Origin of the sequence: Saccharothrix syringae (genome assembly GCF_009498035.1) — a bacterium.
Taxonomy (GTDB): domain Bacteria; phylum Actinomycetota; class Actinomycetes; order Mycobacteriales; family Pseudonocardiaceae; genus Actinosynnema; species Actinosynnema syringae.
Genome location: NZ_CP034550.1, coordinates 1,733,072 through 1,756,865, shown reverse-complemented (window position 1 = coordinate 1,756,865; position 23,794 = coordinate 1,733,072). Strand labels below are relative to the sequence as shown.

Sequence of the window (23,794 nt, the reverse complement as noted above, 5' to 3'; positions counted from 1 at the left end):
GACCACTCCTCAGTTGACGATTCGCAGGTCGGTGACGACCCCGGCGGACACCAGGGCGATGTAGAGGTCGGTGAGGCAGACGAAGATCAGCGACGCCCACGCGAGCTGCATGTGCCGGGCGTTGAGCTTGGAGATCTTCGTCCACGCCCAGTACCGCACCGGGTGCTTGGAGAAGTGCTTGAGCCGCCCGCCCGCGATGTGCCGGCAGGAGTGGCACGACAGCGTGTAGGCGGCCAGCAGGCCCGCGTTGACCAGCAGCACCAGGTTGCCCACGCCCACGCCGGCGGTCAGCGCGTAGAACGCGTCGTAGATGTTGATCAGCAGCAGGATCGACGCGGCGTAGAAGAAGTAGCGGTGCAGGTTCTGCGCGACGAGCGGGAACCGGGTCTCACCGGTGTAGCGGCCGTGGGGTTCGGCGACCGCGCACGCGGGCGGGGACAGCCACGCCGCCCGGTAGTACGCCTTGCGGTAGTAGTAGCAGGTCACGCGGAAGCCGAGCAGGAACGGGATGATCACCACGGGCGGGGTGAGGAACCCGGGCAGCTCGGGCAGCGGCCGGCCGAAGTGGGCCGCGGCGGGCAGGCACTCCTGGCTCAGGCACGGCGAGTACATGGGCGTCAGGTAGCGGTACTCGTCCACCCAGTAGTGGTCGCCCATGAACGTGCGCACGGCCGCGTAGACCGAGATCAACAGCAGGCCCACGACCGTGACCAGCGGAGGCAGCCACCACCGGTCGGTTCGCAACGTGCGCTGGGCGATCTGCGCCCTCATACCTCACCTCGGTTCCACTCCGTTGTGGCGGGACAGTTCAGGGAAGGGACGTTGGCGCAGCGGTGCCCTCGGGGCAATGGCCCGAACCGGTGACCCGGGGCCCCGGAAAAACCGAACCGGCCCCCGCGCGGTGATCCACGCGGGGGCCGGTCGGTCGGCGCTCAGGTGCGGTGGCTGCGGTAGCCGCCGAGACCCTCGTCGTCGGCGTCGTGCCACAGCTTCGGGTCGTAGGGCGTGTCGGGCACGACCACGACCTCCCGCTCGACCCGGGGTGCCTCCCGCGGTCGTGGCGTGCGGTCCAGGTCCACCAGCTCGGTCGCGTCGATGTCCATGCGCTCGACGTCGTTGGCCAGCCTCTGCACGGCGGCCACGTCGCCGTACCGCGCGCGCAGGCCGCCGACGCACTGACGCAGCTGCCCGAGCGCCCGGCGCAGGGCGACGATCTCGGAAGACGTCACGGTCAGCACCTCCTTCGGTCCTCCGCCGAACTCTGCCAAGTCGGCGGGTCTGTGACAAGCACCACAAGTATCCCCGGCGCGTCCCAGTTCCTGAATCGTTTTTGTGAGGACGCGGTGTCGTGACTTACTGTGTGAGCTGTCACGTCCGTCCGTGCGACGCCAGCGCTGTCGTCCCACCGGGCCCGCACGGCCCGTGATCACCAACCGGAGACCGCGAACATGAGCGTGCACCCCGTCGTCGCCCGAGTGACGGCCCGCATCGCCGCCCGCAGCGCCCCCGGCCGGGCCTCCTACCTGGACCGACTCGCCCAGGCCCACCGGGAGGGACCCGCTCGCCGCGACATGGCGTGCAGCAACCTCGCCCACGGCTTCGCCGGGATCACCGGCGGTGACAAGGACCTGCTGCGGGCCGTGCGTCGCCCGAACGTGGCAATCGTGTCCTCGTACAACGACATGCTGTCGGCGCACCAGCCGATGCACGAGTACCCGGCGTGGATCAAGGACGCGGCGCGCTCGGCCGGCGGTGTCGCGCAGTTCGCCGGCGGCGTGCCCGCCATGTGCGACGGCATCACCCAGGGCCGCGCGGGCATGGAGCTGTCGCTGTTCAGCCGGGACGTGATCGCGATGTCCACCGGCATCGCGCTGTCGCACGAGATGTTCGACGCCGCGGTGCTGCTGGGCGTGTGCGACAAGATCGTGCCGGGCCTGCTGATCGGCGCGCTGGCGTTCGGGCACCTGCCCGCGATCCTGGTGCCCGCGGGCCCGATGAGCTCCGGCCTGCCCAACTCGGAGAAGGCCCGGGTGCGGCAGCTCTACGCCGAGGGCAAGGCGACCCGCGAGGACCTGCTGGAGGCCGAGGCCGCCTCCTACCACAGCCCCGGGACCTGCACGTTCTACGGCACCGCGAACTCCAACCAGCTCGTCGTGGAGGTCATGGGCCTGCACCTGCCGGGCGCGAGCTTCGTGCCGCCGGGCACCCGGCTGCGGCAGGCGCTGACCGAGGAGGCCGCGCGCCGGGCCGTGGAGATCAGCCGCGGGGACGACTACACCCCGGTCGGGCACGTGGTGGACGAGAAGTCCGTGGTCAACGGCCTGGTGGCGCTGCTGGCCACCGGCGGCTCGACCAACCACACCATGCACCTGGTGGCCGTCGCCTCGGCCGCGGGCATCGAGCTGAGCTGGGACGACTTCTCCGAGCTGTCCTCGGTGGTGCCGCTGCTGGCCCGCGTCTACCCCAACGGCTCGGCCGACATCAACCACTTCCAGGCGGCGGGCGGCGTGCAGTTCCTGGTGCACACGCTGCTGGAGGCCGGCCTGCTGCACGAGGACGTGCGGACGGTCGCGGGCCCCGGCCTGGAGCGCTACACGCGGGAGCCGGTGCTGGTCGAGGGCGCGCTCCAGTGGCGCCCCGGCGCCGGCCGCTCGCTGGACACCGACGTGCTGCGGCCCGCGTCCGACCCGTTCGCCGCCGACGGCGGCCTGCGCATGCTGTCGGGCAACCTCGGCCGCGCGGTGATCAAGGTGTCGGCGGTCAAGCCCGAGCACCGCGTGGTGGAGGCGCCCGCGCGGGTGTTCACCTCGCAGGAGGCGTTCGGCGCCGCGTTCAAGGCGGGCGAGCTGGAGCGCGACGTGGTGATCGTGGTGCGGCAGCAGGGCCCGCAGGCCAACGGCATGCCCGAGCTGCACAAGCTCATCCCGGCGCTGGGCGTGCTCCAGGACCGGGGCTTCAAGGTCGCCCTGGTCACCGACGGCCGCATGTCCGGCGCCTCGGGCAAGATCCCGGCCGCGATCCAGGTCACCCCGGAGGCGGCCGTGGGCGGGCCGCTGGCCCGGGTGCGCGACGGCGACGTGCTGCGGCTCGACGCCGAGACCGGCACCCTGGAGGCGTTCGTGGACCCGGCGGAGCTCGCCGGGCGCGAGCTGGTGGACTTCCCCCCGGACGCGCAGGCGTGGACCGGCACGGGCCGCGAGCTGTTCGCCGCGCTGCGGCGGGCGGTCGGGCCCGCCGACCGGGGTGCCAGCGTGTTCGGCCCGATCGCGGCCTCGCACTTCGAAGGCCAGTTCAACCAGGAGGTGTCCCGGTGACCACCAGCTCTGACCTGCTGGCGCTCTCCCCCGTCATCCCGGTCGTCGTCGTGGACGACGCCGAGCACGCCGTGCCGCTGGCGCGGGCGCTGCTGCGCGGCGGCGTCCGCGTGATCGAGCTGACGCTGCGCACGCCCGCCGCACTGGCGGCCATCGAGCGGGTCGCCGCGGAGGTGCCGGAGATCGTCATCGGCGCGGGCACGGTCACCCGGCCCGAGCACGCCGAGCAGGCCGCCAAGGCGGGCGCGGCGTTCCTGGTGACGCCCGGCTCCACCGACCGGGTGCTGGACGCCGCCGAGGACACCGGCCTGCCGTTCCTGCCGGGCGCGGCCACCGTGTCGGAGGCGATGCGGCTGGCCGAGCGCGGCCTGACCGCGCTGAAGTTCTTCCCGGCCGAGGCCGCGGGCGGCGTGGACTACCTCAAGTCCATCGGCGGCCCGCTGCCCGGCCTGCGGTTCTGCCCGACCGGCGGCATCACGCCAGGTAGCGCGCCGCGCTACCTGGCGCTGCCCAACGTCGGCTGCGTCGGCGGTTCGTGGCTCGCGCCGAAGGACGCGCTGGCCGCGGGCGACTGGGACCGGGTCGAGGAGCTGGCCCGCGCCGCTTCGGCGCTGTAGGGGTTCCCGGGTGGGGGCGCTCCCGTGCGGGAGCGCCCCCGTCCTCAGCTCACGCCCAGCTGGAACCAGCCCGCCCAGCCCGAGGCGATGTCCCACCACGTGCTGTGGACCAGGCCGTCCGAGCCGACGACGAACAGGTCGATGTGGTCGGTGACCCGCTGGATCGCCGCGACCTGGCCGCCGGGCCTGCCGACGCCGCCGGACACCACGAACCAGTTCGCCCAGCCGCTCGCCGCGTCCCACCACGTGCTCCACACGCGGTTGTCGGTGCCGATGGTGAACAGGTCCAGGTGGTGGTCGAACCGGGCGATGGCGGTGACCGGCGAGCCGGCCGAGGCGACCCCGCCCGAGACGTGGAACCAGTCCGCCCAGCCGCCGCGCGCGTTCCACCAGGTCGACACGACCCGGCCGTCGCTGCCGGTGGTGAACAGGTCGATCTGGTCGGGGTGGCGGGCCACGGCGGTGACGGTGGAGTCCGGGCGCGCGGTCAGCGTGCCGACCCGGAACCAGCCCGCCCAACCGCCGCGGTCGTCCCACCAGGTGCTCCACACCCGGTTGTCCGTGCCGACGGTGAACACGTCGAGGTGGTCGCGGTAGCGGGCGATCGCGGTGACGGTCGCGCCGTTGGCCGCGACGCCGCCCGCCAGGTGGAACCAGTCCGCCCAGCCGCTGCCCGCGTGCCACCAGGTGGACATGACCCGGCCGTCGCTGCCGGTGGTGAACAGGTCCAGGTGGTCGTCGTAGCGGCTGACCGCGGTCACCGTCGACCCCGGGCGGCAGGTCAGGGTGCCGATCCGGAACCACGACGACCAGCCCGAGGAGACGTCCCACCACGCGCTCCACACCCGGTTGTCGGTGCCGACGGTGAACAGGTCGAGGTGGCCGCCGGCCCGGGACACGGCCGTGACCGGCGAACCCGCACCGCCCGGCGAGGCGATGCCGCCCGAGACGTGGAACCAGCCCGCCCAGCCCGTGGCGGGGCTCCACCAGTCGCTCATCGTGCGGCCGTTGTCGGCCACCGCGAACACGTCCAGGTGCTCGGGGTAGCGGGCCACGACGGTGATCGGGGTGCGGGCGCGGGCGGGCAGCGCGGCCAGCGGCCCGATGCGGTTCCAGATGACCGCGCGGCAGACCCGGCAGAACGGCCGACCCAGGGCGCGCATCTTGCAGTCGTGCTCGGGCCGGTAGGCGCGGCAGTGGTAGTAGTGCGCGCCCTCGAACGCGCCGACCGTGCCCGGGGGGACCGGGCTCGGGCGGTCGTCCACCGTCGAGCAGTCGGGGTTGGACATCGTGGGCAGGGCGGTGGACGCGGCCACCGCCCACCCCCACTTGAGCGTGCCGCGGTTGGTGTTGATCGTGACGTTGGGCTCGACCGGCTCGGTGTTCGGGTGCACGTCGTGGCCGGTCTCGTTGCCGCCCGCGTAGTAGGCGTACTCGTCGGCCAGGCCGAACGCGGTGTGCCCGGCCTCGTGGATCGCGATCTCGGTGGCGCCCGCGGCCAGCGAGTAGGTGCCGACCGAGCCGCCCGCGCCGCCGTAGACGGTGGAGTTGACCACGACCAGGACCAGGCTGAACTCGGGCACCTGGGCGGCGGCCACGGTCAGCGCGGTCGTCTGGTCGACCAGCAGCAGGCGGCGGATGCCGTTGCCGCCGAACGTGGCGTCGAAGTAGGTCCGCGCGGTCGCGCCCGTGCCGCCCGCCGACGCCGGGTCGTCCGCGCCGGCGTCGGTGGAGCGGACGTTGACCCGGAACACGTTGACCGCCGGGCTCAGGTCGTCGAACGGCGGGGTGGCCCGCAGGGCGGCGACGAAGGCGGTGGCCGCGCTGTCGAAGGCGGCCTGCTGGGCGGCGGTGAAGCCCTCGGCGAGCAGGACGACGTTGAAGGCGCGGTTGCGCGGTGCGGAACCGAAGATCTGCGTGGTGCCGATGACGGCGCCGTCGGAGGTGGTCATCGCGGCTCCAGCGGGAAGCTGGCCAGCTCGGTGACGGCGGCGGTTCCGGCGGATTCGGCGGTGGCCCGGCCCGAGGTCGGTGCGACGCGGACGACCGCGACGTGGTCGGCGTCGGCGGTGACCGGGACGACGACGGTGAACGCGCCCCGGGCCGCGGGCAGGTCGGTGCGGGTGATCGGGTCGTCGGGGTCCTCGGGGAAGACCTCGGCGCTGGTCCCGGCGGGCGCGCGGACGGCGACGCGGCCGAGCGGGGTGCCGTCGGCGTCGCGGACCTCGACGTGGTCGCCGGGGGTGTGCTCGCGGGGCAGGTCGAAGCCGGTGACGGCGACGTCGACCTGCTGCTGGTGGACCAGCCGGAGCCGGTCGTCGTCGTACTCGAAGATCAGGCGGACCGATCTCGGCCCCGGGTCGGCTGGGTGGGTCATGGCGGTCATCTCCAGTGGTGCGGCGGCTTGCCTGTACTAGGAGTGACCCGCGTCACACCAGATACGTCAGGGCCTCCGGGATGGAGTCCGCCACCGGCACGCCCGTGCGCGCCAGCACCCGGTGCGAGCTGACGCCCGTGGCCACGAGCACGACCTGCGCGCCCACGTGGCGGGCGGCGTCGGCGTCGTCGACCACGTCGCCGATGACCAGGACGTCGGCGGGGCGCAGGCGCTGGGCGTCGAGGTGGGCGGCCAGGTGCTCGGCCTTCGACCCGCCGCCGACCTCGGCGCGCAGGCCGTCGACGCGGGTGAACAGGTCGAGCAGGCCCAGCTCGGTGACCGTCGGGACCAGCTCGTCGTGGAAGTGCATGGACAGCAGCGACTGGGTCTGGCGCAGGGACCGCAGGCGGTCGGGCACGCCCTCGGCCAGGCCGCAGGCGTGCAGCGCGGCGCGGTACTCCTCGTGGAAGACCAGGTCGATGCGGGCCCAGTCGTCGGCGGTCAGGGTGCGGGCGAGCAGGCCCTCGTAGCAGTCCTTGAGCGGGCGGCTGTAGGTGTCGCGCCACAGGTCGAGGGTGACCGCGTCGCGGCCGAACTCGCGGCAGACCCGGTTGACCGCCGCCAGCACGGCCTCGTTGTCGGCCAGCAGCGTGCCGTTCCAGTCCCAGACCACGTGCTCGGCCCTGATGCGCACCCGCGCAGCCTACGGCGATAGGTTGGCGGCTCACTTCGGGGGAAGGTGAGTGGGGGATGGGAGCACGGCGGAGCACGGTCGTGGCCGAGCCCGGTGGGCAGGTGGCGCTGGTCTGGACGGGGTCGCCCTTCCTGGGCGCGGCGGTGCTGTACCTGCTGAAGCGGATCTCCGGCTGGGTGGCGGACCTGCCGTGGGCACCGCTGCAGGGCCCGTTCCGGCTCGTGGCGTCGGCGCCGGAGCCGTGGGTGACGATCGGCGCGGTGGGGCTCGGCGCACTCGGCGGCCTGGTGCTGGCCGGGATGGCCGCCCACGACCGGCTGGCGGTGGAGGTCTTCGACGAGGGCGTGGAGTTCGACCGGGGCGGGCGGCTGCGGAACTTCGACCGGACCCTGGTGTCGGGCGCCTTCCAGGACGGCAAGCAGCTCGTGCTGCTCGGGGTCGACACCGGGGAGCTGGCGCGGGAACGCCACGACCTGTCGGCGGAGCGGCTGGCGGGGGCCTTCCGGAGCCACGGCTACCAGTGGTTGGACGGCGACCCGCACGAGGGGGAGTACCGGCGGTGGGTGGCGGGGACGCCCGACCTGCCGCCCGGGGCGGACGCGCTGCTGAAGGTGCGGGCGGAGGCGCTGCGCAAGGGGGACGGGGAGGACGCGGCCCAGCTGCGCGACGAGCTGAGCCGGCTCGGGGTGGTGGTGCGGGAGGAGGGGAAGCGCCAGTTCTGGCGCTTGAGCCGCCGCCTTCCCTGACCCGGCTTCTCCGGCTTGGCCTGCCTGACCCGGCTTCTCCGGCTTGACTTGCCTGACCCGGCTTCTCCGGCTTGGCCTGCCCGGGCCGACTTGCCGAAGGGACTCCCCTGGGCCCGCCTGACCCGGCCCAATCCGGCTGCCTCGACCTGCCGAGCCCTGACCTGATGCTCCTGACGCGTCCAGCCCGACCGGCCCGCCTGCCCTCTTGCCGGCCCGCGGACCTGGTCAGTCGTGGGTGAGGTCGTCCAGGGCGTCGGTCTCCTCGCCCGCCCGGCGGAGTTCGTCGCGGACCACCCGGTAGGCCAGACCTTCCGCGTACCCCTTGCGCGCGAGCGCGGCGACCAGCCGACGGATCTTGGTGGTGTCGTCCAGGGCCGCCATGGGGCGCAGCTTCTTGCGCACCAGGTCCCGCGCCCGCTCTTCCTCCGCCTCGTCGTCGACCGCCGCGATCGCCTCGGCCGCGACCTCGTCAGCCACGCCCTTGCGCCGCAGCTCCACGGCCAGGGCACGGCGGCCCAGGCCCTGGTGCGTGTGGCGCGAGCGGACCCAGACCTCGGCGAACGCCGCGTCGTCGATCAGGCCCGCCCGGTCGAACTTGCCCAGGACCAGGTCGGCCGTCTCCTCGCGGATGCCCTTGCGGAGGAGGGCGTCCCGGAGCTCGACCCTGGTGCGCGCCCGGGCGGTGAGCAGCGCGTAGCAGATGTCGGTCGCCTTGCGCTGCTCCTTGGCCGGGTCGATCGGGCGTGGCTCGTCGGGACCCGCGTCACCGGAACCCCCGCCGCCGGAGGCGGTGTCGCTGAACCCGTCGCCGGGCCCACCACCGGACCCGCCGCCGGAGTCCGCTCGTCGGCGCCCCGCGCTCCCACGACCCGCGCTTCGGCGGCCCGCGCCCCGGCGCTCCGTGCTTCGGCGACCGCTGCCGCCGGAGCCCGTCCCGCCGAAGCCCTCGCCACCGAAACCGGTGTCGTCGAAACCGGTGTCGTCGAAACCCCGGCCGCCGGAACCCGGACCACCGGAATCACGGCCGCCGAACGCCGGGCTGTCGGAGTCGGCACCACCGAAACCCGCCCCGCCGAAACCTGGGCCATCCGAACCCGCCCCGCCGAAGCCGGGCAGGCCGGTGCTGTTTGCGCCGACGCCGAACTCACCGGTCGAGCGGTCGCGGGGCGTCCCGCGACCTCGACCGCCTCCTCCGACCACTCCTCCCGCCACGCCCGCTTAGAACTCGACCGGCGCGGCGGCCGCCGTCTCGTCGGCGTCCAGGGTGGCGCCGATGCCGAGCTTGTCCTTGATCCGCTTCTCGATCTCGTTCGCCACGTCCGGGTTCTCGCGCAGGAACTTCCGCGCGTTCTCCTTGCCCTGGCCGAGCTGGTCGCCCTCGTAGGTGTACCAGGCACCGGACTTGCGCAGGATGCCCTGGTCGACGCCCATGTCGATGAGCGAGCCCTCGCGGCTGATGCCCTGGCCGTAGAGGATGTCGAACTCGGCCTGCTTGAACGGCGGGGCCACCTTGTTCTTCACGACCTTGACGCGGGTGCGGTTGCCGACCGGCTCGCCGCCGTCCTTCAGGGTCTCGATGCGCCGCACGTCCAGGCGCACCGACGCGTAGAACTTCAGCGCCTTGCCACCGGTCGTGGTCTCGGGCGAGCCGAACATCACGCCGATCTTCTCGCGCAGCTGGTTGATGAAGATCGCGGTGGTGCCGGAGGAGTTGAGCGCACCGGTGATCTTGCGCAGCGCCTGGCTCATCAGCCGGGCCTGGAGGCCCACGTGGTTGTCGCCCATCTCGCCCTCGATCTCGGCGCGGGGCACCAGGGCCGCCACCGAGTCGATGACCAGGATGTCGAGCGCGCCGGAGCGGACCAGCATGTCCGCGATCTCCAGCGCCTGCTCGCCGGTGTCCGGCTGGGACACCAGCAGCGCGTCGGTGTCGACGCCCAGCTTGCGCGCGTAGTCGGGGTCGAGCGCGTGCTCGGCGTCGACGAACGCGGCGATGCCGCCGTTGCGCTGGGCGTTGGCCACGGCGTGGAGGGCCACCGTCGTCTTACCGGACGACTCCGGGCCGTAGATCTCCACCACGCGGCCGCGGGGCAGGCCGCCGATGCCGAGCGCGACGTCGAGCGCGATCGCGCCGGTCGGGATCACCTCGATCGGGGCGCGGCCCTCCTCGCCGAGCCGCATGACCGAGCCCTTGCCGAACTGCTTGTCGATCTGGGCCAGGGCCAGTTCGAGGGCCTTGTCCCGGTCGGGAGCCTGGGGTGCCATCTGGGGTCCACCTCGGTTGTCTTTGGGGTCGCTTGGCGATGTCGGGGCCGACGTTACGGGTGGGGTCCGACATTTTTCGGCGGGGACCAGGTCACCAGCGGGGTGAGGTCACCCGGTCGTGTCGGGCAGTGTAGCCGAACAGGTGTTCGACCAGCCGGTCGCCACGCCGGGTCACCGGCGGTGTTCGGGCACGTCGAACGCGTCGCAGACGGCGAGCCAGACCTCCTTGGCCGGGACACCCGCCTCCAACGCCTCGTCCGCGGTGCGCCCGCCCAGCGCCGACATCACGTGGTCGCGGGCCACCATCTCCGCCCGGACCTGGCCGAACTCGTTCGCCATCAACTTGCGGAACACCGTGTTGCGCATCGCACCCAGGCTAGCGCGCGAACCGCCGTCGGCCCGCCGGCAGGGCGGCCCCGGCCCCGGGCCGCCGCCGGGTGGAGCGGGAGTCCGGCGCCGGGCGCGGGCTCGCCGGGCCGCCGTCGCCGTGACCGGGAGAACGGCGCTAACCTCGAACCATGGTGTTGGCACAGGCAGACCTCGGGGACCTGTCCTCGCCGATCGTGACCGTCGTGGCGATCGCCACGATCGTGGCCGCGCTCGTCGTGGCCCTGCGCGCGTTCCGGCACAACCGCAGGCGCTGATCAGCCCACCCGCTGCAGCGACGAGAGCAGGCACACCACCAGCAGCGGCAGCGCGGTGAACCCGACGAGCAGCCCGAGCGCGGCGTAGGACCACGCGGTCACCACCAGGCCCGCGGTGACGCCGCCCATCGCGCCGCCCACGTTCATGCACAGGTCGGACAGGCCCTGCGCGGCCGTCCGGTCGGCCGCGGGCACCGACTCGGTGAGCAGCGCCGACCCCGCCACCAGGCCCGCCGACCAGCCGAAGCCGAGCAGCACCAGCCCGGCGGCCAACTGCGGCGCGTCGTGCGAGGGCGCCATGCCCGCGACGCCCGCCGCGGCCACCACCAGCGCCGCGCCGATCGCCAGCACGGGCACCCGGCCCAGCCGGTCGGCCATCCACCCGAACAGCGGGCTGGCCACGTACATCGCGGCCACGTGCAGGCTGATCACCAGGCCGACCACCCGCAGCGACGAGCCGGCGTGGTCCATGTGCACGGGGGTCATCGACATCAGCCCGACCATCGCGGTCTGGCACAGCGCCACGCCGCCCAGCGCCAGCCTCGCGCCCGGCGGCAGCGACCGCCACAGCGCCACCGAGCCCCTGGTGTCGCCCAGGCCGCCAGCGCAGTGCGCGGGTCGGACGGCGGACCGCGCCACGGTCAGCGGGTCCGGTCTCAACGCCTTCAGCACCACGACCGCGGCCAGCCCGAACAGCACGGCCGCCAGCAGGTAGGGACCGGCGCCCGCGGGCAGCCCCAGCCGGGCGACCAGCCGGCCGGCCGGGTCGGCCAGGTTGGGCCCCAGCACCGCGCCCGCCGTCGACGCCCACACCACCAGCGCCACCGAGCGGGCCCGGCGGTGCGGGTGGGCCAGGTCGGCGCCCGCGTACCGGGCGGCGTAGTTCGCGCTGGACGCCGCGCCGAACAGCACCAGGGCGGCCAGCAGCACGGGCCACGAGCCGAGCGCCACCGCGACCGCCGCCAGGGCCGCGCCCGCCGCGCCGGCGCCGTAGCCGAGCGCCAGCGCGGGTCGGCGCCCGCGCCGGTCCGCCAGGCGGGCCGTGGGCAGGGCGAACGCGGCCGCGCCGAGCACCGCGGCGGTCTGCGCCAGCCCGCCCACCGCGTCGGAGCGCGCGAGCGCGGCGGCGACCAGCGTGCTCACCGCCAGGCCGATGGTGACGCCCGCCGCGCCCAGCACCTGGGTGGTCGCCAGCACCCGCAGCACCCTGCGCTGCACCACACCGACGGCGACGACCACGATCTTGATCGTCCCAGGGGACCCCTGGTCCGACCAGCCACCGTCCGGGTCAGGTACCGGGCTGGACGTCGCGCTCGAAGAAGTCCGCCACCACGTCCGCGGTCAGGTCCTCGCCGCCGGTGCTCGTGGTCACGACGCCCAGCAGCGGGAGGCGGTCGACGGTGAACACGAGCAGCCCCAGCCCGCCGTCGGCGGCGGCCTGGTACTTGCCGCCCAGGCCGTTGCCCTCCCAGCGCGCCTCGACGACGTCGCTCTTGAGCGAGCGCACCATGGCCTCGGCGCCGTTCTCGGCACCGGTGACCGTCTCGGTCAGGACGTACTGGACCGAGTAGTCGTCCCGCACCGAGCAGGTGACCACGGTGCCCTTGATGCTGTTGACGCCGCCCACGCCCGGCGTGCCGCCCGACTTGCACGAGGCGTTGTCCGCGACGGCGCCCGCGAGCAGGCGCATGCAGCCCGTGAAGCCCTTGTCGTCGAGCGCGACGTCGGTCTTGCAGTCCTGGGCGTCGGGCGTGCCCGACGAGCCGAACGCGAAGATCCCGCCCACCACGGCCAGCACCAGCACCACGGCCGCGCCCGCCGCGACCAGCACCTTCCGGTTCGGGCCCTTCTTCTCGGGCTGCCGCGGGGTGACGCTGGGGAAGTTGAACTGCTGCGGTGCACCGACCTGGTAGGGCCCGCTCACCGCCGGGTTGACCTGGTAGGGGCCGCTCATCGCGGGGTTGACCTGGTAGGGGCCGCTCGACGCCGGGTTGACCTGGTGGGCGCCGCTGGTGGCCGGGTTCGCCTGCGGCGACCCGCCGGTCGCCGGGTTCACCGGCCGGGTGACCACGGTGTCCGGTTCGCCGCGGGGCACGGTCAGGTCCTGGGAGCGGGGCGTGATGCCGTCCTTGGGCACGTGGTGGGCGCCCAGGGCGACCGCGGTCTCCGGCTGGTCCAGGCTCGTCGGCACCACCCGCACGTGCTCGGCGATCATGGTCGCCACCAGCGGGATGCGGCTCGCGCCGCCGACCAGGTAGATGCCCGCGAGCTGGTTGGGCGCCATGCCGGTGGAGCGGATCGTCGAGGCCAGCAGCTCCACGCTGCGCAGCAGGCTCGGCCGGATCAGCGCCTCCAGGTCGGACCGGTTGACCAGCACGTCCTCGAACGGCTCGGGCATCGGCACCTCGGTGTGCGCGTGCCGCGACAGCGACTCCTTGGCGACCCGCACGTCCTCCTGGAGCGCGCGCCGGGCCCGCCGGTCCGCCGTCGACTCCGGGCGCAGCAGCCGCTGCCACGCGGCCGGGTCGCGGTGCGAGACCTGCCTGCCGACGTGCTCCAGCAGGGCCTGGTCGACGTCCAGGCCGCCCAGGTCGGGCAGGCCGTCCTCGGCGAGCACGGTGAAGCCGCTCTGGGTGGCGCCGACGACGGCCACGTCGAAGGTGCCCGCGCCCAGGTCGTACACGGCCAGCGCCTGGCCGACGGCCAGCGAGGCGTAGTGGGAGGCGGCCGCGACCGGCTCGGGGACCAGCACGACCTCGCCGGTGACGCCCGCGAGCCGGGCGGCGGACATCAGCACGTTGCGGCGGGTGGGGCCCCACTGGGCGGGGTGGGTGAGGCGGACCTCGTCCGGGGGCTCGCCGCCGAGCTGGCGGGTGGTCTCCTCCAGCACCCGGCGCAGCACCGCGGCCAGCGCGTCGGTGACCGGGACGACGTTGTCGCCGAGCAGCAGCACGCCGTCGTCGACGCGGCGCTTGGGGTTGGGCTCGAAGCGGGCGGGGTCGAGGCGGGCGCGGCGCTCGGCGTCGCGGCCCACGACCAGGGTGCCGTCCTCCTCGCAGTAGACGGCCGACGGCATGGTCGAGGAGCCGTCCACCTCGACGACCCGGGGTGGCCTGCCGTGCGCGGCGAGCACCGCCACGGTGTTGGAAGTGCCCAGGTCAACGGACAGCACGCGCACGCTCTCACCCCTCGGTTCGACGGGGGTGATCGTCCCATAGACGCCCCGCACCGCGAGGGCGCGTCGGTCGTTCGTGACTCATTTCCCGGCGATCACGCTCATCGGTCGTCGGGAAACCGGGCGCGAGCGGCCGACTTCCGGGCGCCCGAGCCCGCGACGCCGGAGGCGGCGCGATTCGAAACTGTCGGACCTCTGGTTCACGATGGTTGCCGTGGACGTCCTGGACCGCTTCTCCCCCGCCACCCGGCAGTGGTTCGCCGGGGCCTTCGCCGCGCCCACCGAGGCGCAGGCCGGTGCGTGGGAGGCGGCGGCCGCGGGCGAGCACGCGCTGGTCGTGGCCCCGACCGGTTCCGGCAAGACGCTGGCGGCGTTCCTGTGGGCGCTGGACCGGCTGGCCTCGTCCGAGGCGCCCGAAGACCCCCAGCGGCGCTGCCGCGTCCTCTACGTCTCCCCCCTCAAGGCGCTGGCCGTGGACGTGGAGCGGAACCTGCGGGCGCCGCTGGCGGGCATCCGGCAGGCCGCGCACCGGCTGTCGCTGCCCGAGCCCGGCACCACCGTGGGCATGCGCACCGGCGACACCCCGGCGGACGTGCGGCGGGCGTTCGCCAGGACCCCGCCGGACGTGCTGGTCACCACGCCCGAGTCGCTGTTCCTGGTGCTCACCTCGGCGGCGCGGGAGTCGCTGCGCGGCGTGGAGACCGTGATCGTCGACGAGGTCCACGCGGTGGCGGGCACCAAGCGCGGCGCGCACCTGGCGCTGTCCCTGGAGCGGCTGGACGCGCTGCTGGAGCGGCCCGCCCAGCGGATCGGGCTGTCCGCGACGGTGCGCCCGGTCGAGGAGGTCGGCGCGTTCCTGGCGGGCGGGCGGCCGGTGTCGGTCGTGCAGCCGGGGACGGCCAAGACGATCGAGGTGCGGGTCGAGGTCCCGGTCGAGGACATGTCGGTGCTCGGCGAGCCGACCGGCGAGGTGTCCGGGTCGGCGGCGGGCGCGGAGCGGCGGGCCTCGATCTGGCCCGCGGTGGAGCAGCGGGTGCTGGAACTGGTGCGGCGGCACCGGTCGACGATCGTGTTCGCCAACTCGCGGCGGCTGGCCGAGCGGCTCACCGCCCGGCTCAACGAGCTGGCCGAGGAGGAGGCGGAGGGGGTGCCCGGGCTGGACGGGTTCGCCGACCAGGCGCCCGGGCCGGACCGGTTCCCCGCCGAAACACCCGGTCAGTCCGGCATCACCACCCAGCGCACGGCCACCGTCGCCCGCGCCCACCACGGCTCGATGTCGCGCGAGCAGCGGATCGCCGTGGAGGAGGAGCTGAAGTCCGGCCGGCTGCCGTGCGTGGTGGCCACGTCGTCGCTGGAGCTGGGCATCGACATGGGCGCGGTCGACCTGGTGGTGCAGGTCGAGGCACCGCCGACGGTCGCGTCCGGGCTCCAGCGGGTCGGCCGCGCCGGGCACCAGGTCGGCGCGGTGTCGCGCGGGGTGGTGTTCCCCAAGTTCCGGGGCGACCTGGTGTCGTGCGCGGTGGTCGCGGAGCGGATGCGGGACGGCGCGATCGAGGCCGTGCGCTACCCGCGCAACCCGCTGGACGTGCTGGCGCAGCACGTGGTGGCCATGGTGGCGATGGAACCGTGGACGGTGGAGGCGCTGGCCGGGCTGGTGCGGCGGGCCGCGCCGTTCGCGGCGCTGCCGGAGTCGGCCCTGCAGGCCGTGCTGGACATGCTGGCGGGCCGGTACCCGAGCGAGGAGTTCGGCGAGCTGCGGCCCCGGATCACCTGGGACCGGATCAGCGGCGAGCTGCGCGGGCGGCCGGGCGCGCAGCGGCTGGCGGTGACCTCGGGCGGCACCATCCCCGACCGGGGGCTGTTCGCGGTGATGACGCCCGCGTCCGAGGACCGCCCCGGCTCGCGGGTGGGCGAGCTGGACGAGGAGATGGTCTACGAGTCGCGGGTGGGCGACACGTTCCTGCTCGGCACGTCGTCGTGGCGGGTCGAGGACATCACCCACGACCGGGTGATCGTGGTGCCCGCGCCCGGGCAGCCCGCGCGGATGCCGTTCTGGAAGGGCGACGCGCCGGGGCGGCCGCTGGAGCTGGGGCGCGCGCTGGGCAGGTTCCTGCGCGAGGTGTCCGCCGCGGACGCCGCCGAGGCCGAGGCGCGGACCGCGGCGGCCGGCCTGGACGCGTGGGCCAGGTCGAACCTGCTGACCTACCTGGCCGAGCAGCGCGAGGCGACGCGGCACGTGCCCAACGACCGGACCGTGCTGGTGGAGCGGTTCCGGGACGAGCTGGGCGACTGGCGGCTGGTGGTGCACTCGCCGTTCGGGGCGCAGGTCAACGCGCCGTGGGCGCTGGCGATCGCGGCGCGGCTGCGGGAGCGGCGCGGGATCGAGGTGCGGGCCGCGCACTCCGACGACGGGATCGTGGTGCGGCTGCCGGACGCGGTGGACGCCGACGGCGCGCCGGTGGTGGTCGGCGCCGAGGACGTGCTGCTCGACCCGGACGAGGTCGAGCAGGTCGTGGTGGCCGAGGTGGGCGGGTCGGCGCTGTTCGCGGCGCGGTTCCGGGAGTGCGCGGCGCGGTCGCTGCTGCTGCCCCGGCGCGACCCGCGGCGGCGGACGCCGCTGTGGCAGCAGCGGCAGCGGGCGGCGCAGCTGCTGTCGGTGGCGGCGAAGTACGAGAGCTTCCCGGTGGTGCTGGAGGCGATGCGCGAGTGCCTGCAGGACGTCTACGACGTGCCCGGCCTGCGCGAGCTGATGACCGACGTGCGGGCGCGGCGCGTGCGGGTGGTGGAGGTGGAGACGCCCGCGCCGTCGCCGTTCGCGCGCAGCCTGCTGTTCGGGTACGTCGGGATGTTCCTCTACGAGGAGGACGCGCCGCTGGCCGAGCGGCGGGCCGCGGCGCTGTCGCTGGACTCGGCGCTGTTGGCCGAGCTGCTGGGGTCCGAGGCGATCCGCGAGCTGCTGGACCCGGAGGTGGTCGAGGAGGTCGAGCGCAACCTCCAGCGGCTCGCGCCGGACCGGCACGCGCGCGACGTCGAGGGCGCGGCCGACCTGCTGCGGTTCCTGGGCGACCTGTCCGAGGCCGAGGCGGCCGAGCGGGGCGTGCGGCCGGAGTGGCTGGCGGAGCTGGTGGCGCGGCGGCGGGCGATCCGGGTGCGGATCGCGGGCGACGAGCGGGTGATCGGCATCGAGGACGCGGGCCGGGTGCGCGACGCGCTGGGCGTGGCGCTGCCGGTCGGCGTGCCCGAGGCGTTCACCGAGCCGGTGGCCGACCCGCTGGGCGACCTGCTGGGCCGGTACGCGCGCACGCACGGGCCGTTCCCCGCGGCGCAGGCGGCCGAGCGGTTCGGGTTGGGCGTCGCGGTGGTGACGGCGGTGCTGGAGCGGATGGCGGGCACCGGCCGGCTGGTGCGCGGCGAGCTGCGGCCGGCGGGCACGCAGACCGAGTTCTGCGACGCGGAGGTGCTGCGCCGCCTGCGGCGGGCGTCGCTGGCGCGGCTGCGCGCCGAGGTGGAGCCGGTGGAGCCCGCGGCGCTGGGCCGCTTCCTGCCCGGCTGGCACGGCGTCGGCAGGCGCCTGCGCGGCGCGCCGACCGCGGACGACGTGTACGCGGTGGTCGAGCAGCTGGCCGGCGCGCCGCTGCCCGCGAGCGCGGTGGAGTCGCTGGTCCTGCCCGCGCGGCTGCCCGGCTACCACCCGGCGCTGCTCGACGAGCTGACCGCGGCGGGCGAGGTGACCTGGACCGGCTGCGGTTCCCTGGCCGGCGGCGACGGCTGGGTCGCCCTGGCCCCGACCGACGTGGCCGACCTGCTGCTGCCGGACCTGGTGCCGGAGGCCGCGCCCGACTCGCCGCTGCACCGGGCCGTGGTGGAGGCGCTGGCCGGCGGCGCGCTGTTCTTCCGGCAGGTCGTCGACCGGGTGTCCCTCCAGGGGCCCACCACCGACCCCGAGGTCGTCGGCGCCCTGTGGGACCTGGTGTGGGCGGGCGTGGTCACCAACGACACCCTGGCGCCGCTGCGGGCGCTGGTCGCGGGCGGCGGCACGGCGCACAAACCGCGCCGGACCGCGCCGCGCGGCCGGTACGCGCGCATGCGCGCGGGCAGGCCGGACATGCCCGGCCGGACCGGCCCGCCGGCGGTCGCCGGCCGCTGGTCCCTGGCCGTCGTGCCCGCGCCCGACCCGACCCGGCGGGCCCACGCGCGGGCCGAGGCGTTCCTGGAGCGGCACGGCGTGCTCACCCGCGGCGCCCTGGACACCGAACGCGTGACCGGCGGCTTCAGCGGCGTGTACCGGGTGCTGCGGGCGATGGAGGAGTCCGGGCAGGTGGTGCGCGGGTACGTGGTCGAGGGCCTGGGCGCGGCGCAGTTCGCCGCCCGGGGCGCGGTGGACCGGCTGCGCGCGCTGTCCCGCCCGGCAGGCCAGGAGCACGAGGGCGCGCCGGAGGCCGTGGTGCTGGCCGCCGCCGACCCGGCGCAGCCCTACGGCGCGGCCCTGGACTGGCCCGACCCGCTGGGCGGGGGCAGGCACCGGCCGGGGCGCAAGTCCGGGGCGCTCGTGGTGCTGGTCGACGGGGTGCCGGCGCTGTACGTGGAGCGGGGTGGTCGGTCGCTGCTGTCGTTCACCGAGGAGGAGGCACCGCTGCGGGCGGCCGCGCAGGCGCTGGGCCGCGCCGTGCGGGACGGCTGGCTGGGGCAGTTGGCGGTGCAGCGGGCGGACGGCGAGGTGGCGCTGGGCTCGCGGCTGGCGGGCGTGCTCCAGGACGCCGGGTTCCGCGCCACGCCGAAGGGGTTGCGGCTGCGGGCTTAGCGGTTCGCCGGGCGGCCCGCCGGTCGTGGCGGGGCGCGGGGGGAGTGTTACCGGGACGGAGCACCCGAACCGCTTGCACGGAGATCGCCGTGACCGCGACGACCGGCCCGACCCCTGGGGGGCAGCGACCGGGCCGGTCGCCGGTGGTGCACCGCGGGCCGCCCGTCCGGTGTCGAGCCGGGCGGTCGCGGCGGGTCCCAGCCCGTCGTGCGTGCGGTCAGGAGGTCGGGAAGGGTTGCGGGAACGGCCACTTCTCGCGGATGGCGCCCTGCTGGTGGATGTAGCCGTCGTTGAAGAGGACGTACCGGTCGCGGCGCAGGCCGAGGTGCTTCCACACGCGCCCCTCGGCCTGCGTGGCCACGGCGTCGAAGCCCACCAGCGGGGTGGCGGCGACCCCCGCGCCGGGGTGGGCGACACCAGCGCTACCGCCACCAGCAGCGCCGCGCCCGGGAACCCGGTGCGGTGCGCCCGTCGTGCCACCGCGTTCGCCGCGGCCCGTGCCCCTCGTGCCCGCCGGAGTACCGGCAGCCCTCGCTCCTCACTGTCGCGTCGGACTTGAGGACCATCCTTCGAGGTCGGGGACGTGGCGGTCTTCGTGACCACGCGCAGAGCACCGGTCGCGCGGGCTACCGCACCCAGTCCTGCGCCGACGGCACGGCCGCGCTGCCCATCACCCGAACTACCGACATCGGTCGCTCCTCCCTGTCGCTCCACCAACGCGAGGACCATCCTTCGGCATCCCGCACGGCGCGGTCTTCGTGACCGCGCGCAAAACCCGCGCGGCGCTTTGTCAGCCGTCGCAAGGAGTTCAGCGGAACAGGGCGCTGTAGGCGTTGAGGGCCGGCTGGCCGCCGAGGTGCGCGTAGAGGACCGTCGAGTCGCGCGGGACCTCGCCGCTGGAGACCAGTTCCACCAGGCCCGCCAACGACTTGCCCTCGTAGACCGGGTCGGTGATCATGCCCTCCAGGCGCGCGCCGAGCCTCATGGCCTCCAGCGTGGCCTCGCCGGGCACGCCGTAGATGCCCTCGTGGAACCGGTCGTCCAGCGTCACGTCCGAGTCGTCCACCTCGACGTCGAGCAGTTCCGCCGTCCGCCGCGCGATCCGGAGCACCTGGGCGCGCGTGTCGCACGGTTCCGCCGAGGCGTCGATGCCGATGACGCGCCGACCGCTGCCCGCGAAGCCCGCCACCATGCCCGCCTGCGTGCTGCCGGTCACCGAGCACACCACGATCGTGTCGAACCGGACGCCCAGCTCGGCCTCCTGCCGCTCGACCTCGGCCGCCCAGCCGGCGAAGCCCAGGCCGCCCAGGGGGTGGTCCGACGCGCCCGCCGGGATGGCGTAGGGCTTGCCGCCCGCCGCGCGGACGTCCTCGACCGCCTGCTCCCACGCGGGCTTGACGCCGATGCCGAAACCGGCCTCCACCAACCGGACCTCGGCGCCCATCAGGCGGCTGAGCAGGATGTTGCCCACCCGGTCGTACACCGCGTCCGGCCAGTCCACCCAGCTCTCCTGCACCAGCACGCAGGCCAGGCCCGCCCGCGCGGCCGCGGCGGCCACCTGGCGGGTGTGGTTGGACTGCACGCCGCCGATGGAGACCAGGGTGTCGCACCCCTGCGCCAGCGCGTCGGCCACCAGGTACTCCAGCTTGCGGGTCTTGTTGCCGCCGTAGGCCAGGCCGGAGTTGCAGTCCTCCCGCTTGGCCCACACGCGCGCACCGCCGAGGTGTGCGCTCAGGCGCTCCAGCGGGTGCACCGGCGACGGGCCGAACAGCAGCGGGTAACGGGGGAAGTCGGCCAGTGCCACGTCAGTTCTCCTCCAGCAGGTCGGACAGCGTCGCCCAGTTGCGCTCGACCAGCCGGGCCGCCAGGTCGGCGTCGGCCGCCGCGCAGGCGGTGGTGATCTCGTCGTGCATGGCCACGGAGTGGCGGCCCGCCGGTCCGGCGAAGCGCAGGCGCTCCAGGCGGCGCACCAGCGGCGTGTAGCGCTCGATCGTGGCGACCACGGCGAAGTTCCCGCTGCGCCGCACCGCCACCGCGTGGAACGCGTCGTCGGCGGCCAGCGCGGCGGGCACGTCCCCGCCGGCCAGCGCCTGGGCGAAGGCCGCGTTGGCCTCGCGCATCGCGTCCAGGTCCGCGGGCACCAGCCTGGGCACGGCCAGTCGCGCGGCCAGGGCGTGCATGGCCTGGACGACGACGTGCGCGTCGCGCACCGCCGCGGTGTCCAACGGCGTGACGCGCGTGTAGCTGTGCGGCTTGGTCTCGACCAGGCCCTCGTCGGTGAGCCGGGCCAGCGCCTCGCGCACCGGCGTGCGGGACAGGCCCAGCCGCTCGGCCAGCTCCACGTCCTTGATCGCCTCGCCGGGCGCGAGGTCGCCGCCCAGGATCGCCTCGCGGATCGCGCTCAACGCCTGGTCGCGGAACAGCGCCCGACTAATATATTGCATATCGGCACTGTAGGTGGTCGGCCTCGAAGCCACCAGACCCCGCCACCAGACCCCGCCGCCAAGCCCCGCCGCCAGATCCCGGCGCAGACCTCAGTCCGGCCCCGGCCCAGATCCCGGCCCAGATCTCAACGCGAGTCCCAGCCCGTCGCGCCGGAACCGGGAGGTCGCCCGGTCGCCCCTCCACGCCGCTCAGGCAGTACCAGGACTGCGAGGTGTCCGCGAACGCCCGCGCGGTCGGAGGAGCAGCCGGTGCCGCGCATTCGTGGAATGTCGTGAACCCGACCACATGACCGGCCGAAAGACCGCCCACGCCCGAAGATCCGCGAAACACGTCCGGCCGCCGCCGACCGGGCCACAGCTGAACCGCGCCCGGCTCAGCGGGGCGTCAACACGCAGAACTCGTTGCCCTCCGGGTCGGCCAGCACCACCCACGGCACGTCGCCCTGCCCCACGTCCGCCCGCACCGCACCGCACGCCTCCAGCCGCGCCACCTCGGTCGGCAGGTCGCCGTCCGCGGGCGGCACCACGTCGAGGTGCAGGCGGTTCTTGCCCCGCTTGGCTTCGGCCACCCGAACGAACTCCACCGCCGGACCCGCCTCCTGCCACAGGGACGCGTAGTCGGCGTGCTCGCGCGTCACCGGCAGCCCGGTCGCCGCCGCCCAGAACGCCGCCTGCGCGCGCGGGTCGAGCGAGTCCACCACGATCGCCGCCACCGGCCCGTTGCGCGCGTACTCGTCGCGCCGCTCCAGCACGCAGAACTCGTTGCCCTCCGGGTCCGCCAGCACCACCCACGGCACGTCGCGCTGCCCGACGTCGACCCGGCGCGCGCCCAGTTCCTCCGCGCGCGCCACGATCGCCGCCTGGTCCTCGGCCGAGGTGGAGGTCAGGTCGAGGTGCAGTCGGTTCTTGCCGTCCTTCCGGTCCGCGACCCGCACGAACGTCAGCTCCTGCCCCGCGGCCAGCTCGACGTCGACCTCGTCGTCCGACTCCCCGACGACGGGCCTGCCCAGCAGGACCGACCAGAAGCGGGCCAGTGCCGCCGGGTCGTTCGCGTCCACGACGACCTCGTACAACCTCGTTGCCATGGCCCGAAGGTAACGTCTGCGCCATGGCGGAGCTGGTGCTAGGTCCGGTGCTCAGGCACGTCGACCCGACGTCGGCCACGGTGTGGGTCGAGACGGACACGGCCTGTGAGGTGACCGTCGCGGGACACCGCGCGCGGACGTTCCAGGTGGGCGAGCAGCACTTCGCCCTGGTGGTCGTCGAGGGCCTGGAGCCCGGCACGACCACGCCGTACGACGTGCGGCTGGACGGCGAGGTGGTGTGGCCGCGACCGGGTTCGGCGTTCCCGGCGCCGCGCATCCGCACCACACCCGTGCGGCGGCTGCTGTTCGGGTCGTGCCGCGCGGCCAAGGAGGTCGGCGACCCGCGCAAGCCCGACAAGCTCGGCGTGGACGCGCTGGACTCCTACGCGTTGCGGATGAAGGACGAACCGGCCGAGCGGTGGCCGGACGCGCTGGTGCTGCTGGGCGACCAGGTCTACGCCGACGAGCCCACGCAGCGGATCACGAAGTGGCTGGCGGAGCGCCGGCCGGAGCCCGCGGGCGAGGTCGTGTCGTTCCGGGAGTACGCCGAGCTGTACCACGAGTCGTGGGCCGACCCGGAGATCCGCTGGCTGATGTCGGTGGTGCCGACGTCGATGATCTTCGACGACCACGACGTCCGCGACGACTGGAACACCTCGCGGGTGTGGCGCGAGCAGATGGCGCGCAAGCCGTGGTGGCCCGAGCGGATCCGGGCGGGCCTCGCGTCGTACTGGGTGTACCAGCACCTGGGCAACCTGAGCCCGCAGGACCTGGCGCGCGACCCGCTCTACGAGAAGGTCCGGGCGGCGGGCGGCGACGTGCAGCCGCTGCTGGAGGACTTCGCCGAGCAGGCCGACCAGGAGGTCGACGGCGGCAAGTCGACGCGGTGGAGCTACCTGCGCGACTTCGGCCGCGTCCGGCTGCTGGTGATCGACACGCGCAGCGGACGCATCCTGTCCGGCCCGGAGCGGCTGATGGTCGGCGACGGCGAGTTCCGGTGGATCGAGGAGAACGCGGTCGGCGACTTCGACCACCTGCTGATCGGCTCGTCGCTGCCGTGGCTGATGCCGCACGGGCTGAGCCACTTCCAGTCGCTCAACGAGCGGATGGCGGGCCTGCCCGGGTGGCGCGGCCGGGTGGGCGAGAAGGTGCGGCAGGTGGCGGACCTGGAGCACTGGCCCGCGTTCCGGGCGTCGTTCGAGCGGTTGGCCCGGCTGATCGAGCGGGTCGCGCGGGACGAGCGGGGACCGGGCACGGTGTGCGTGCTGTCCGGGGACGTGCACCACAGCTACGCGGCGCGGGCGTCGTTCCCCTCCAGACCGGAGGCGAAGGTCTACCAACTGGTGTGCTCGCCGGTGCACAACGACCCGCCGTGGGTGTTCCGGCCGGCGTTCCGGCTGTCCTGGTCGCGGCCGATCGCGCGGCTGCTGCGGCGCTGGGCGGACCGGCGGGGCATCTCGCCGGACCCGGTGGGGTGGCACAAGCTCAGCGGGCCGCACTTCGGCAACTCGGTGGGGGTGCTGGAGTTCGAGGGCCGCGAGATGCGCTTCCGCCTGGAGACCGCGACCGCCGACGGGCTGCGCGAGGTCACCTCGACCCCGTTGTGAGACAACGAGGTGGGGTGCGCCCGCC

20 protein-coding genes are annotated in these 23,794 nt (G+C 74.6%); 6 read left to right on the top strand and 14 right to left on the bottom strand.

Annotated features, from left to right (window positions below; genetic code table 11):
• Positions 1-9 precede the first annotated feature (9 nt).
• Both EKG83_RS08315 and EKG83_RS08310 read right to left on the bottom strand, forming a co-directional pair.
• On the bottom strand, positions 10-771 hold the full coding sequence (locus EKG83_RS08315) for a hypothetical protein (RefSeq protein ID WP_033427409.1): 762 nt from the start codon (positions 769-771) through the stop codon (positions 10-12).
• Positions 772-932: 161 nt separating this feature from the next.
• On the bottom strand, positions 933-1,229 hold the full coding sequence (locus tag EKG83_RS08310; protein WP_033427738.1) for a hypothetical protein: 297 nt from the start codon (positions 1,227-1,229) through the stop codon (positions 933-935).
• Between the two features lie 219 nt (positions 1,230-1,448).
• On the opposite strand from EKG83_RS08310, the gene edd reads away from it, so the two are divergent.
• A complete protein-coding gene (gene edd / locus EKG83_RS08305; RefSeq protein WP_033427410.1) occupies positions 1,449-3,314 on the top strand; it encodes a phosphogluconate dehydratase in 1,866 nt (621 codons plus the stop codon).
• Positions 3,311-3,931: a bifunctional 4-hydroxy-2-oxoglutarate aldolase/2-dehydro-3-deoxy-phosphogluconate aldolase gene (gene eda, locus EKG83_RS08300; RefSeq protein ID WP_033427411.1), complete on the top strand. Its 621-nt coding sequence runs from the start codon at positions 3,311-3,313 to the stop codon at positions 3,929-3,931. The genes edd and eda overlap by 4 nt, the downstream gene beginning before the upstream one ends.
• 44 nt (positions 3,932-3,975) lie before the next feature.
• Here eda and EKG83_RS08295 read toward each other — a convergent pair whose 3' ends face one another.
• Genes EKG83_RS08295 through EKG83_RS08285 form a run of 3 tightly spaced genes read right to left on the bottom strand, consistent with a single transcriptional unit; the run spans position 3,976 to position 7,002 of the window.
• Positions 3,976-5,883, bottom strand: a complete 1,908-nt coding sequence (locus EKG83_RS08295) for a M64 family metallopeptidase (RefSeq protein ID WP_033427412.1) — start codon at positions 5,881-5,883, stop codon at positions 3,976-3,978.
• Complete coding sequence (locus EKG83_RS08290; RefSeq protein WP_033427413.1) at positions 5,880-6,308, bottom strand: hypothetical protein; 429 nt, start codon at positions 6,306-6,308, stop codon at positions 5,880-5,882. Before EKG83_RS08290 ends, EKG83_RS08295 begins: the two co-directional genes overlap by 4 nt.
• A 52-nt stretch (positions 6,309-6,360) precedes the next feature.
• A complete protein-coding gene (locus EKG83_RS08285) occupies positions 6,361-7,002 on the bottom strand; it encodes an HAD family hydrolase (protein WP_033427414.1) in 642 nt (213 codons plus the stop codon).
• A gap of 56 nt (positions 7,003-7,058) precedes the next feature.
• Between EKG83_RS08285 and EKG83_RS08280 the strand changes: the two genes are divergently transcribed.
• Positions 7,059-7,748: a YqeB family protein gene (locus EKG83_RS08280; protein WP_033427415.1), complete on the top strand. Its 690-nt coding sequence runs from the start codon at positions 7,059-7,061 to the stop codon at positions 7,746-7,748.
• 225 nt (positions 7,749-7,973) lie between these two features.
• Here EKG83_RS08280 and EKG83_RS08275 read toward each other — a convergent pair whose 3' ends face one another.
• The 3 genes from EKG83_RS08275 to EKG83_RS08265 form a co-directional block, all read right to left on the bottom strand.
• Complete coding sequence (locus EKG83_RS08275) at positions 7,974-8,486, bottom strand: regulatory protein RecX (RefSeq protein WP_033427739.1); 513 nt, start codon at positions 8,484-8,486, stop codon at positions 7,974-7,976.
• Positions 8,487-8,966: 480 nt separating this feature from the next.
• A complete protein-coding gene (recA, locus tag EKG83_RS08270) occupies positions 8,967-10,013 on the bottom strand; it encodes a recombinase RecA (RefSeq protein WP_033427416.1) in 1,047 nt (348 codons plus the stop codon).
• A gap of 171 nt (positions 10,014-10,184) precedes the next feature.
• Positions 10,185-10,379, bottom strand: a complete 195-nt coding sequence (locus EKG83_RS08265; protein ID WP_033427417.1) for a DUF3046 domain-containing protein — start codon at positions 10,377-10,379, stop codon at positions 10,185-10,187.
• A gap of 152 nt (positions 10,380-10,531) precedes the next feature.
• On the opposite strand from EKG83_RS08265, the gene EKG83_RS48925 reads away from it, so the two are divergent.
• On the top strand, positions 10,532-10,657 hold the full coding sequence (locus EKG83_RS48925; RefSeq protein ID WP_265590321.1) for a hypothetical protein: 126 nt from the start codon (positions 10,532-10,534) through the stop codon (positions 10,655-10,657).
• Here EKG83_RS48925 and EKG83_RS08260 read toward each other — a convergent pair whose 3' ends face one another.
• Positions 10,658-11,896: an MFS transporter gene (locus EKG83_RS08260; RefSeq protein ID WP_051764311.1), complete on the bottom strand. Its 1,239-nt coding sequence runs from the start codon at positions 11,894-11,896 to the stop codon at positions 10,658-10,660.
• A 49-nt stretch (positions 11,897-11,945) separates the two neighbouring features.
• Positions 11,946-13,835, bottom strand: coding sequence for an Hsp70 family protein (locus EKG83_RS08255; RefSeq protein ID WP_033427419.1), 1,890 nt, complete (start codon positions 13,833-13,835; stop codon positions 11,946-11,948).
• Between the two features lie 202 nt (positions 13,836-14,037).
• Here EKG83_RS08255 and EKG83_RS08250 point away from each other — a divergent pair, with 202 nt between their 5' ends.
• A complete protein-coding gene (locus EKG83_RS08250; RefSeq protein ID WP_033427420.1) occupies positions 14,038-18,633 on the top strand; it encodes an ATP-dependent helicase in 4,596 nt (1,531 codons plus the stop codon).
• A gap of 217 nt (positions 18,634-18,850) precedes the next feature.
• Here the strand turns inward: EKG83_RS08250 and EKG83_RS08245 are convergent, their stop codons facing one another.
• The 4 genes from EKG83_RS08245 to EKG83_RS08230 all read right to left on the bottom strand — a co-directional run bounded on the left by EKG83_RS08245 (position 18,851) and on the right by EKG83_RS08230 (position 22,162).
• Positions 18,851-19,009 carry a hypothetical protein gene (locus EKG83_RS08245; protein WP_153277941.1) on the bottom strand — a complete coding sequence of 53 codons (159 nt, stop codon included), beginning with the start codon at positions 19,007-19,009 and terminating at the stop codon, positions 18,851-18,853.
• Positions 19,010-19,441: 432 nt separating this feature from the next.
• Entirely contained in the window at positions 19,442-20,437 is a 996-nt protein-coding gene (locus EKG83_RS08240) for a 1-aminocyclopropane-1-carboxylate deaminase (protein WP_033427421.1), read from the bottom strand.
• Position 20,438: 1 nt separating this feature from the next.
• Positions 20,439-21,077, bottom strand: a complete 639-nt coding sequence (locus EKG83_RS08235) for a GntR family transcriptional regulator (protein ID WP_033427422.1) — start codon at positions 21,075-21,077, stop codon at positions 20,439-20,441.
• A gap of 374 nt (positions 21,078-21,451) precedes the next feature.
• The gene (locus tag EKG83_RS08230) at positions 21,452-22,162 is read right to left on the bottom strand and encodes a VOC family protein (protein WP_033427423.1); all 711 of its coding nucleotides are present in this window, start codon (positions 22,160-22,162) and stop codon (positions 21,452-21,454) included.
• 23 nt (positions 22,163-22,185) lie between these two features.
• Here EKG83_RS08230 and EKG83_RS08225 point away from each other — a divergent pair, with 23 nt between their 5' ends.
• Complete coding sequence (locus EKG83_RS08225) at positions 22,186-23,769, top strand: alkaline phosphatase D family protein (protein ID WP_033427424.1); 1,584 nt, start codon at positions 22,186-22,188, stop codon at positions 23,767-23,769.
• Positions 23,770-23,794: the final 25 nt, after the last annotated feature.